This window comes from Streptococcus sp. SK140 (assembly GCF_000259525.1).
Taxonomy (GTDB): Bacteria; Bacillota; Bacilli; order Lactobacillales; family Streptococcaceae; genus Streptococcus.
In genome coordinates this window covers 1-10403 of record NZ_AJML01000029.1, presented here as the reverse complement: position 1 = coordinate 10403, position 10403 = coordinate 1, and the positions used below count along the sequence as shown (strand labels likewise).

Annotated in this window: 12 protein-coding genes; 1 reads left to right on the top strand and 11 read right to left on the bottom strand. The window is 40.7% G+C overall.

Annotation, left to right across the window (positions count from 1 at the left end):
- Window positions 1-163: 163 nt before the first annotated feature.
- The 6 genes from recA to HMPREF1116_RS08395 form a co-directional block, all read right to left on the bottom strand.
- Complete coding sequence (gene recA, locus HMPREF1116_RS08420; protein WP_001085523.1) at window positions 164-1318, bottom strand: recombinase RecA; 1155 nt, start codon at window positions 1316-1318, stop codon at window positions 164-166.
- Between the two features lie 41 nt (window positions 1319-1359).
- Window positions 1360-2628 carry a competence/damage-inducible protein A gene (locus tag HMPREF1116_RS08415; protein WP_000642666.1) on the bottom strand — a complete coding sequence of 423 codons (1269 nt, stop codon included), beginning with the start codon at window positions 2626-2628 and terminating at the stop codon, window positions 1360-1362.
- A 79-nt stretch (window positions 2629-2707) separates the two neighbouring features.
- The gene (gene lytR / locus HMPREF1116_RS08410; protein ID WP_025171292.1) at window positions 2708-3745 is read right to left on the bottom strand and encodes a glycopolymer--peptidoglycan transferase LytR; all 1038 of its coding nucleotides are present in this window, start codon (window positions 3743-3745) and stop codon (window positions 2708-2710) included.
- A 4-nt stretch (window positions 3746-3749) separates the two neighbouring features.
- A complete protein-coding gene (locus tag HMPREF1116_RS08405) occupies window positions 3750-4271 on the bottom strand; it encodes a GNAT family N-acetyltransferase (RefSeq protein ID WP_000455485.1) in 522 nt (173 codons plus the stop codon).
- Entirely contained in the window at window positions 4261-4704 is a 444-nt protein-coding gene (tsaE, locus tag HMPREF1116_RS08400; protein ID WP_007555495.1) for a tRNA (adenosine(37)-N6)-threonylcarbamoyltransferase complex ATPase subunit type 1 TsaE, read from the bottom strand. Before tsaE ends, HMPREF1116_RS08405 begins: the two co-directional genes overlap by 11 nt.
- An 86-nt stretch (window positions 4705-4790) precedes the next feature.
- On the bottom strand, window positions 4791-6212 hold the full coding sequence (locus HMPREF1116_RS08395) for an NCS2 family permease (RefSeq protein WP_000359239.1): 1422 nt from the start codon (window positions 6210-6212) through the stop codon (window positions 4791-4793).
- A 196-nt stretch (window positions 6213-6408) separates the two neighbouring features.
- Here HMPREF1116_RS08395 and HMPREF1116_RS08390 point away from each other — a divergent pair, with 196 nt between their 5' ends.
- Window positions 6409-7221, top strand: coding sequence for a Cof-type HAD-IIB family hydrolase (locus tag HMPREF1116_RS08390; RefSeq protein WP_000162891.1), 813 nt, complete (start codon window positions 6409-6411; stop codon window positions 7219-7221).
- A 129-nt stretch (window positions 7222-7350) separates the two neighbouring features.
- Here the strand turns inward: HMPREF1116_RS08390 and HMPREF1116_RS08385 are convergent, their stop codons facing one another.
- The 5 genes from HMPREF1116_RS08385 to HMPREF1116_RS08365 all read right to left on the bottom strand — a co-directional run.
- Entirely contained in the window at window positions 7351-7788 is a 438-nt protein-coding gene (locus HMPREF1116_RS08385; RefSeq protein ID WP_000058626.1) for an SP_0198 family lipoprotein, read from the bottom strand.
- Window positions 7789-7883: 95 nt separating this feature from the next.
- Window positions 7884-9122, bottom strand: a complete 1239-nt coding sequence (locus HMPREF1116_RS08380) for a bifunctional folylpolyglutamate synthase/dihydrofolate synthase (RefSeq protein ID WP_000464362.1) — start codon at window positions 9120-9122, stop codon at window positions 7884-7886.
- 306 nt (window positions 9123-9428) lie between these two features.
- Window positions 9429-9734 (bottom strand): DUF1292 domain-containing protein, encoded by a 306-nt coding sequence (locus HMPREF1116_RS08375; protein ID WP_000017624.1) that lies wholly within the window; start codon window positions 9732-9734, stop codon window positions 9429-9431.
- Window positions 9735-9749: 15 nt separating this feature from the next.
- Entirely contained in the window at window positions 9750-10169 is a 420-nt protein-coding gene (ruvX, locus tag HMPREF1116_RS08370) for a Holliday junction resolvase RuvX (RefSeq protein WP_007555486.1), read from the bottom strand.
- A gap of 3 nt (window positions 10170-10172) precedes the next feature.
- On the bottom strand, window positions 10173-10403 hold a 231-nt coding region (locus HMPREF1116_RS08365; protein ID WP_001184546.1), incomplete at its 5' end, for an IreB family regulatory phosphoprotein.

The following is a 10403-nucleotide window of genomic DNA, read 5'->3' as shown; positions in this document are numbered from 1 at the left end:
TTATACTCTTCGAAAATCAAATTCAAACCACGTCAGCTTCACCTTGCCGTACTCAAGTACAGCCTGCGGCTAGCTTCCTAGTTTGCTCTTTGATTTTCATTGAGTATTAGTTCTTTAGTCCAAGATAACAGAAAAGTGGGGATTCCTCCGCCACTTTTACTTTTTAATCTTCAATTTCGATTTCAAGATCATCGCCAAGGTCAAGAGTCACTTCTTGATTAGCTACTTCTGATTCCACAGGTGCAACTTTTTCATCAGCTACTGCATCATCTTCAATCAAGCCAAACTTGACACGAACTTGGTGGTCAATCTCATCAAAGACTTCTGGGTGATCTGCCAAGTATTTCTTAGCATTTTCAGAACCTTGACCGATCTTTTCGTCTTTATAAGAGTACCATGCTCCTGCTTTCTTGATGATGTCAAGATCACTTGCAATCTTCAAAAGCTCACCAGTTCTTGAAATTCCTTCTCCATACATGATTTCAACAAAGGCTTCTTTGAATGGTGGAGCTACCTTGTTTTTAACAACCTTAATCTTGGTTTCCTTACCTACGCTCGTATCTTTTTGGTCACCAGTTCCTTTGATTTGTGTGCTTCCACGAACATCCAAACGGACAGAAGCGTAGAATTTAAGGGCACGTCCACCAGGAGTTGTCTCTGGATTACCAAACATAACTCCTACTTTTTCACGCAATTGGTTAATGAAGATAGCAATTGTCTTAGTCTTATTAATAGAAGCTCCGAGTTTACGCATAGCCTGGCTCATCATACGAGCTTGAAGACCAACGTGGCTATCTCCGATATCTCCATCGATTTCTGCACGAGGTACAAGGGCAGCAACTGAGTCGATAACGACAAGGTCAACTGCACCTGAGTCAATCAATTTCCCAGCAATTTCAAGACCTTGCTCACCTGAATCTGGTTGTGACAAGAGCAATTCGTCAATGTTAACCCCAAGAGCTGCTGCATAGGCTGGATCAAGAGCGTGCTCCGCATCGATAAAGGCAGCAATTCCGCCTTCTTTTTGAGCTTGTGCTACAGCGTGAAGGGCTACTGTTGTCTTACCTGATGATTCTGGACCGTAGATTTCGATGATACGTCCCTTTGGATAACCACCTGATCCGAGTGCGATATCAAGAGCCAAAGAACCTGAGCTCATCACTTGGACCTTTTGCTCTGCACGTTCTCCCAAGCGCATGATTGAACCCTTACCGAAGTCTTTTTCAATCAATTTAAGGGCATCATTTAGGGCTTTTTCACGATCAGCACCAAATTTTTTGCCAATTTCGTCTAATTTTTTTGTTGGTTTTTTCGCCATTTTATTCTCCTGTATTCTAATAGTCCTTAGACCTTCTTCTATTATAACAAATCTCCAGCACTTAATAAAGCTTTGCGAACTAGGTTAAAGGCATGTAAGACTGCAATTTCTCGCACATCTGCTCGACTTCTGCCTGCGATATTGGCCTGGATAACTTCTGTCCCCGAAGCTTGCGCCAAAGCGATAAAAACTGTACCTGCTGGATGTCCTTCTAGGCTATCTGGTCCAGCCACTCCTGTCAAACTAATTCCAAAATCTGACTGGGTCTTGATTCGCGCCTGTTCAGCCATTTTTTCAGCAGTAAAGGCTGAGACGACTCCGTGTTTTTCCAATTCAGCCTGTGGAATATCAAGAATCTTAGCTTTTTCTTCAAGGCTATAGGTCACAAAACCACCTTTAAAGATAGCAGATACACCTGAAAAATCTGCCAAAGTAGCTTGAAAAAGACCTGCAGTCAAACTTTCTGCTGCAGTAATAGTTTTCTTTTGCTTTTTCAACTCTTCTACTACCAGGCTAGCCAAGCTGGTTTCTTCCCCATAGCCATAGCAAATTTCTCGAAGTGAAACACCTTCAAAGGTTTCTCTTTCAAGGATTTTTTGTTCTAAAGTATCTAGAACACGATCTGCTTCTTCTTGACTCTTAGCCTTGGTCGATAATCGAAGGGTCACTTCCCCAGTTTTAGCATAAGGTGCCAAGGTTGGATCCGTCTGCTGGTCAATCAAATCTGATAGAATGGTCACTAGCTGACTTTCACCAATCCCAAAGAAACGAAGCACACGTGAATAGAGCTTAGATCCCGTTGTCAATCTTGGAAGCAACTCATTTAAGATCATAGGTTTCAATTCACTTGGAGGTCCTGGTAGAACGACGTAGGTTACCCCAGCCACCTCGATCATGCCACCGACTGCTAGCCCTGTTTCGTTTGGTAATGGAGTTGAACCTTGAACGATTTGAGCCTGGCGTTCATTATTTGGAGTTCTAGCATAGTCTGGTCGATGAGCAAAAAAGTCATCTAGCTTAGCCTGAGCCTGAGGATCAAAAGTCAAGTCACGTCCCAAAAATTGGGCCAAAGTTTGCTTGGTCAAATCATCTTCTGTCGGCCCCAAGCCACCTGTTAAAATGACTAGGCTACTGCGATTCTGAGCAATTTCCAACAAGGATAAGAGACGAGCTTCGTTATCTCCTACAGCTGTCTGAAAATAGACATCTACACCGATTTCAGCCAACTTTTCAGACAAGAATTGCGCATTGGTATTGACAATTTGACCTGTCAAAATCTCTGTTCCAACAGCTATAATTTCTGCTTTCATTTTTTCCTCCTACTTACCTATTCGGATTTCTTTGAAAAAATCGCAGGATAATTCCTACGATTTGATGAATAGTTTCCTATTATTCTAACTCTTCTACTGCAACACTAGTAGATTGAGGCAACTGACCCTGACCATAAAGATTCTCATACAAGACTACGTTGGTCTCCAAATTCGTAACTTCTGGTTGCCCGAGCGAGCGGCGTAAAAGATTTTGCATCTCTAACATATGCTCAGATGTCACGATTTGGTAAGATGTCCCTTGAAGCATTGCATCCTCTCCACGCAATTGTTGAGACTCAATATTCTTAAATGAATCTTGATACCCCATCAACTGAGGAATCGTTGTCGTTGTAATCTCGATATTTGTCTGCATATTGTCACTAAGAGCCTTCAGAATCTCTTGATAGTGACTCACACTGTTCAAACTAAGAATCTTCTCAACAACTTTTTGAATCACTTCACGCTGACGTTTTTGACGACCATAGTCTCCTTCTGGATCCTGATAACGCATACGTGAATAAACAAGGGCTTCTTCACCATTTAGTTTCTGTTCACCAACACCGATAGAAATCGTATTAAATGGTTCCTGATCTTGGATAGAGATTGGGAAACCTAGAGTGTTGTTCACTGTAATTCCACCTACTGCATCAACCATTCTTTGAAGTCCATGCATGTTGACCATCACATAACGGTCAATGTGGATATTCATCATTTTTTGAATCGTTGAAATAGACAACTCTGCTCCACCATTGGCGTAGGCGGCATTGAGTTTAGCCTCCGTTACACTACCATCTGGCTGCTGGATTTGTGTGAGAATATCACGCTCCAAACTCATCATGACTGTCTTCTTGGTTTTAGGATTCACCGTCACCAAGATCATTGAATCACTATTACCAGCCCATGGATCTGTACGTTCAACATTCCCTGTGTCCACTCCCATAAGCAAAATCGTCAGAGGTTCGGTCGCTTCAATGACCTTGGTTTCTTCTCCGATTTTTTTATAGGTTTTGGCCAAAGTCTGTGTACTCTGTTGGTAGATCGTATAGGCATAAGCTCCCACACCAAGTACTGTCACAAGAACAAAGCCTAAAAACATTCCGATTATCTTTTTTGCCATACTCTTATTCGTCTATCAGTTGACCCATTAGGTAAACATCTAGAAACTCTCCTCCTTCTATACAAGCACCACGTTCCTGTAATCCTTCTATGTTAAAGCCCATTTTTTCATACAGATGCACCGCAGCAAGATTTCTTTTTTGAACTGTCAATTGTAAACGTCGAATACTACCACTTGATTTGGCCCATTCAATAGTTTCTTCCATCAAGATACTACCGAGACCATTTCCCCAGTAAGCTTTTTTTATTCCTAAAAAGACATCTCCAATATGACGGACTCGCGGACGTTGATCAGCTGTTGTATTGATGATTCCTACTAACTCATCATTCAAAAAAGCGAGTAGGGTAATTTGATTATCCGACTGGGCCTGCTTATCCAAAAAATGTTGCATTTCAGACTCACTCATTGCAATCCCATTTTCATCCAGACTGGTATAACTAGACTCTTGACCAATTTGATCTAATAGAGCAATGACCGCTGAAGCATCCTGGGCTTCCGCTTCACGGATTAAAAGATCATACTCCATCCGTCAATCCTTTCAAAAGTTCTGTCGCTCTTTGGCCATGAGCATGAAAGACGATTTCTCGGCCCTCATCTTTTTTAAGGATTTCTAACTCCAGATAATCTGATGGAAGATTTTCCCCCAATAGATGTCCCCACTCAATAACCGTTACACCTGAACCAAAAAGAAATTCATCCAAGTCGATAGAATCTGCATCCCCTTCGATGCGATAAACATCTAAGTGATACAAGGGTAGACGTCCTTCATATTCTCTAACAATGGTATAAGTAGGACTCTTAATCATTTGATGAATGCCTAATCCCTTAGCCAGACCCTTTGTTAGCGTTGTTTTCCCAGCACCTAATTCACCAGTCAAAATCAACACATCATTTTTTTCTAACAAGTGCCCTAGCTTTTCCCCAAGTGCAACCAACTCATCTTCATTTTTTGTGTACATGTAATTATTATACCAAAAAGTTTTATTTTGTGATATTTCCATCAACAAAAAAAGAGGAGACTCCCCTCTTTTTTTAGTTTTTTTCATTAGTTAAGAGCCATACTGATGTAGTTCAAGATAAACAAGGCATCCAAAATCCAAATCATGACATGCACATCTTTCACTTGACCTTTGACAACCTTCGTCAAAGTATAAGTTAAGAAACCAACGGCAATCCCTTGTGTGATTGAGTAGCTGAATCCCATAAAGATAGATGTGAAGAAAGCTGGAACAGCTTCAGCCATATCATCCCAAGGGATATTTTTCAAGTTAGAAAGCATCATAATTCCGACGATGATCAAAATTGGTGCAGTTGCAGCTGTTGGAACAATTGCTAGAAGTGGGCTAAAGAAGCTTGATAGGGCAAAACAGATGGCAACAACCAAAGCTGTCAAACCAGTACGTCCACCAGCACCGATACCCGCTGCAGACTCGACATAAGTTGTAACGTTTGAAGTACCTGCAATAGCACCTACTGAAGTTGCCACCAAGTCAGAGTAAAGAGCCTTATCCAATTTAGCTGACTCATGGTTTTCACCACTTGTTGCAATGATACCAACTTTTTCACCAGTACCGATAAGAGTACCGATAGTATCAAAAATATCTGTCAATGAGAAAGCAAGAATGGCCATCAAGGTTTCTGGCAAACGAGAAGTGTTTGAAATCAGAGATCCCAATCCTTCTGAACCAAGAGCAGCACCAAACAAGGTTCCTAGGTCGTTAACTGCTGATGAAAGATTATTGCTTGCAAAGTCAATGCTAGACAAATCAACAAGACCAACAGCAATCGCAAGAACTGTCGTTGTCAAAATAGAAAGGATGATACCACCTTTGATCCCCTTAACAACGAAGAAGATAGTAATGGCAAGACCTGCAAGAGCTACCAAGACAGCTGGAGTGTTGAAGTCTACCAATCCTGGAACAGCTGCTGAGTTTGCAGTAAGTGCTGCTTGAGCCTTATCTGCTCCTTCACCTGCTACTGTATAGGTACCTGGGTCAATCGAGAATTTCAAGAGACCAGCATTCTTAATCCCAACATAAGCAAGGAAAACCCCAATACCAGCTGAAATCGCTGAACGAAGAGTTGTAGGAATAGATTCGATGATCATTTTACGAACATTGGTCAATGTAATAATCAATGAAATAATCCCACAGATGAAGACCATTCCAAGGGCTTCTTGCCATTTATAACCCATCCCAAATACGACGGTAAATGTGAAGAAGGCATTTAGTCCCATACCTGGAGCTTGCGCATATGGCAAGTTAGCATAGAAGGCCATCATCAAAGTTCCCACAACAGAACCGATAATTGTCGCCAAGAATACACCCTGAACAGGCATTCCTGTTTGTGAAAGCATTTGAGGGTTTACAAAGAGAATATAACTCATTGCAAAGAAAGTTGTTAAACCAGCAAGAACCTCTGTACGGACATCTGTCCCGTGCTCTTTTAGTTTAAATAGTTTGTCCATTTTTAATCTCCTTTGTCATTTTACGAACAATACTACCATTATATCACCAATCATTCATCTTTTCAAGATGTTTTTTCTAATTTTAAAAATTCTTATGAGATATTATTCTCTTTATTTTCGCTTATTATCAGCTTTTCTAGTCACTTTCTGATATAATAGAAAACATCTTATCTGAAACTAGATTCGGGAGGATTTTATGACTAAAAAAATGATTGCCGTCGATTTGGACGGAACCTTGCTCAACTCTGAAAGCAAACTTTCTGATTTTACTATTGAAACGATTAAGAAAATCTCTAAAAAAGGCCACCAAGTTGTTATCGCAACTGGTCGCCCTTACCGTATGGCCAAAGATTTTTATGACCAACTTGAACTTGAAACCCCTATGATCAACTTCAACGGTTCACTCACTCATCTGCCAGGTAAGACTTGGAAACATGAAAAGTGTCTGACCGTGGACAAAAAATACCTCTTGGATATCGTGAAACGAAAAGAGGATATTGAGGCAGACTTTATCGCAGGTGAATACCGTAAAAAGTTTTACATTACAGCCCCGGACAAAGAAATTGCCGACCCTAAATTATTTGGTGTTGAAAACTTTCGCCCAGAAAATCAATTCCAGTCTGATTTAGTGACCAAGGGGCCTAACTGTATTTTATTACAAACTAGGGCAGACGATAAATATGCACTGGCTGAAGAGATGAACAGCTTTTACAAGCATCAACTCAATATTAATACTTGGGGCGGTCCCTTAAATATCCTTGAATGTACTCCCAAAGGAGTTCACAAGGCTTTTGCCCTTGAATATCTTCTCAATGTCATGAATATAGACAAACAGAATTTAATTGCCTTTGGTGACGAACACAATGACCAAGAGATGCTTTCCTTTGCAGGTAAAGGCTATGCTATGAAAAACGCAAATCCTGCTCTGTTACCTTTCGCAGACGAGCAATTACCATTAACCAACGAAGAAGATGGCGTCGCTCAGTTTTTACAAGAACGATTTCTTTAATTTCACTCATTCTATACTTTTGTGGTAGACATTAGCGACCTTAAAAGTATGGAATTTTTTTGAGCTCAAAGTCAATGAAAAAAGGATTTGAATCCGTCTTTTACAGATCCAAATCCCAACAAATGATGTCTATTTCTTTAAAACGATACGATCTGAAGCCTCACGGTCCATGTCATCGATAATAATCTGGTTCTCTTCTGCCACATAAATCTTGACGTCATCACCAATGATGACTTTCTGATTTTCTGGTTCGAAGGTCACCTTCTTAACCTCTTGATCTCCGTTCGCTTCAACTTCTGTCCACGTTCCGGTATTTCCAGTGACTACAAGAGTAATGCTATCACCCTCGTATTGGCCCTTGTAGGTCCCATCTATATTAGTAGTCGTGTCAGTCTTTGCACTAGTAGTAGAACTAGAAGCACTGGTTTCTGACACTTGACTAGTGCTCGCCTCAGAGCTAGTGCTTGCTTGGGATGAAGGTGTCGATTTAGCTGTTGACGAACAAGCAACTAAAAGACTAAGACTTGCCACAGTAGCAAGAGAAAGTGTAAATTTTCTTAGTGACATAATGTCTCCTTTCTTTCAGGAGCTAAAGGCAGAAAAACTGCAGAACTATTCTACTTATACTATATCAAATAAAGGAAACAAGGTCAATCAAGCAACTATGTTTTTATAAGGTAGGCACGAACTTCAGATATAAAATAGAGGGAACCTGTAACAAACAGTAAGTCTTTCTCACCTGCAGACTTTTCAAAATCATCTATAAAGTCTCGATAGGAAGCAACTCTATGATAGTCGCTCAAATCTTTCTCCTCCAAAGATCCCTGATAGTCAAAGCTCGTCACATAGAGAGCTGTATCAGGTAAATGATCTGTCAGATAACCAAGCATACCACTGTAATCTTTACGCTTTAAAGCTCCAAAAAGGATTTGAGGTTGATAACCTTGCTGAATTTTTTCCTGGATAAATTCAACTAACCGCTCCAAGGCTGGTAGATTGTGGGCACCATCTAGATAAATGTGCTCCGTAACAGCTTCTAGACGCCCAGCCCAACTGGTTGTTTTCAGAGCATACCGGATAGCTTCCTCATTGACCTTTTCACCTCTCTCTGTCATAAACAACAGAAATGCCTGCAAAGCAAGGGCGGCATTTTCCTCTTGATAAGCTCCTTCCAAACCCAGTTTTAATTGGGTCAAATCCGCTAGAGAAGAAGAAAAATTTCCTGATTTGAAAGAAAAATCTCGGTCAGCTTGGTAGAGAGTTACATCTAAATCTTCTGCTATCTTTTGACAAACGAGCTGGGCTTCAGGAGCTAAGTTTGCAATCACTGCTACTCTTTCTGGCTTAAAAATTCCTGCTTTCTGTTCAGCGATTTCTTCCAGACTATTGCCCAAGGTCTCCTGATGATCTAGGCCGATTGAAGTAATAACTGCAATCTCTCCAGTCACCACATTAGTGGTATCAAGAAGTCCACCAATCCCAACTTCTAATAGAACTAGATCCACCTCTTGTTCTTTAAAATAAAGCAAAGCAATCACGGTTAACAACTCAAAAAAAGATAGCTGATCGTGTGTTTCTAGAAGTCTTTGCTCCATTTCCTTAACTTGATTTGCTAAACGGATAAAGTCTGCATCCGATATAGGTTGACCATTGATACAAATCCGATCATGGATGCTAACAATGTGGGGCGAAGTAAAGGTCCCCACCTTCTTACCATGAGAAAGAAAGAGCTCTCTCATAAAGGCGATGGTTGAACCCTTTCCATTTGTCCCTGTCACATGGATAATAGGATAGGCTTGCTCAGGGTTCCCCAGCAAGTCTACCGCTCTCTGCATCCGCCCCAAACCTGATCTAAAATTCAAACCGATTCGACTATGAAGCCATTTTTCTACTTCAAACACGCTTAATCTCCTTAATCCTTAATAAAAAAGCGAAGATTCTCTTCGCTTTTTACTTCATTAGCTAGTATTTAATTCTAGTATGGGAGAAAAATGTCCCCCGGACGTTCCTGCTTTTTCTTATTTCTAGAAGCAGGAGTAAAAACATCCCCCGGACTTACCAGTTCTCTCTTATTTCAAGGAACTGGGCTGATACAGTCTCCCAGACTTACGGTCTTTACTTTTAGCGTAAGGCTAAAAACGTTCCCCCGAACGTTCCTGCTTTTTCTTATTTCTAGAAGCAGGGGTAAAAACATCCCCCGGATGTTTTTACTCCTCCATAAAGCTGTTGAAGACTTCTTCAATCATGTTCCACTCATCTTCTGAATCTTCAGGGATTGGTTGCAATTCACCTTCTGTTCCATCTTCATTTTCGATGAATGAATAAGCTTGGATTTCAACTTCGCCGTTTTCATCTTCTTCTGCGTTAACTGGTACAAGAAGGACATAGTTTTTACCAAATTCTTCTTTTCCGTCAATAGTCAAAAGGATTTCAAATAAAGTTTCGTTTCCTTGCTCATCTACAAGTGTAATAAGTTCACGTTCTTCGTGATCGTGGTTGTGATCGTGTGACATAGTTTCTCCTCTGTCTTAAAATTTTCTATCTAAATAATTTTGCAAAATCAATTGAGCAGCTAGTTTATCAATAACTTTTTTACGCTTATTGCGACTAATATCTGCTTGCTCAATCAACATACGTTCTGCAGCGACCGTAGTTAGGCGTTCATCTTGATACTCTACCGGTAGACCAAAGAGTTCTTCTAGTTTGGCTCCATAGGCTTGACTGGCTTCCACGCGCGGTCCGCTGGTATTGTTCATATTTTTAGGCAAACCAACAATAAAACGGTCTACCTTATAGGTTTCAACGAGTTCCTTGAGGCGTTCAAAACCAAACTGACCTTGATCTTCATTGATTTGGATGATTTCAAGCCCTTGTGCCGTAAAACCTAACGGATCGCTAATCGCTACTCCTACCGTTTTGGAACCAACGTCCAATCCCATAATTCTCATAGATTATAGATCGACTCCTTGTCCTTTAAGGTAGTAGCGAACCAATTCTTCAACGATTTCATCTCGCTCATACTTACGGATTTGATTTCGTGCATTGTTATAACGAGGAACGTAAGCTGGGTCTCCACTGAGAACATAGCCCACGATCTGGTTAATAGGGTTATAGCCCTTTTCATTCAAAGAAGCATAGACATCTGTCAATGTTTCACTGATTTCTTTTTTATTGGAATCGTC

Coding starts and splice junctions, on each gene's coding strand:
- tsaE (WP_007555495.1), bottom strand. CDS start 4,704: ATGTACACAAAAAATGAAGATGAGTTGGTTGCACTTGGGGAAAAGCTA.
- ruvX (WP_007555486.1), bottom strand. CDS start 10,169: ATGAGAATTATGGGATTGGACGTTGGTTCCAAAACGGTAGGAGTAGCG.
- lytR (WP_025171292.1), bottom strand. CDS start 3,745: ATGGCAAAAAAGATAATCGGAATGTTTTTAGGCTTTGTTCTTGTGACA.
- recA (WP_001085523.1), bottom strand. CDS start 1,318: ATGGCGAAAAAACCAACAAAAAAATTAGACGAAATTGGCAAAAAATTT.
- HMPREF1116_RS08385 (WP_000058626.1), bottom strand. CDS start 7,788: ATGTCACTAAGAAAATTTACACTTTCTCTTGCTACTGTGGCAAGTCTT.
- HMPREF1116_RS08415 (WP_000642666.1), bottom strand. CDS start 2,628: ATGAAAGCAGAAATTATAGCTGTTGGAACAGAGATTTTGACAGGTCAA.
- HMPREF1116_RS08375 (WP_000017624.1), bottom strand. CDS start 9,734: ATGTCACACGATCACAACCACGATCACGAAGAACGTGAACTTATTACA.
- HMPREF1116_RS08405 (WP_000455485.1), bottom strand. CDS start 4,271: ATGGAGTATGATCTTTTAATCCGTGAAGCGGAAGCCCAGGATGCTTCA.
- HMPREF1116_RS08395 (WP_000359239.1), bottom strand. CDS start 6,212: ATGGACAAACTATTTAAACTAAAAGAGCACGGGACAGATGTCCGTACA.
- HMPREF1116_RS08390 (WP_000162891.1), top strand. CDS start 6,409: ATGACTAAAAAAATGATTGCCGTCGATTTGGACGGAACCTTGCTCAAC.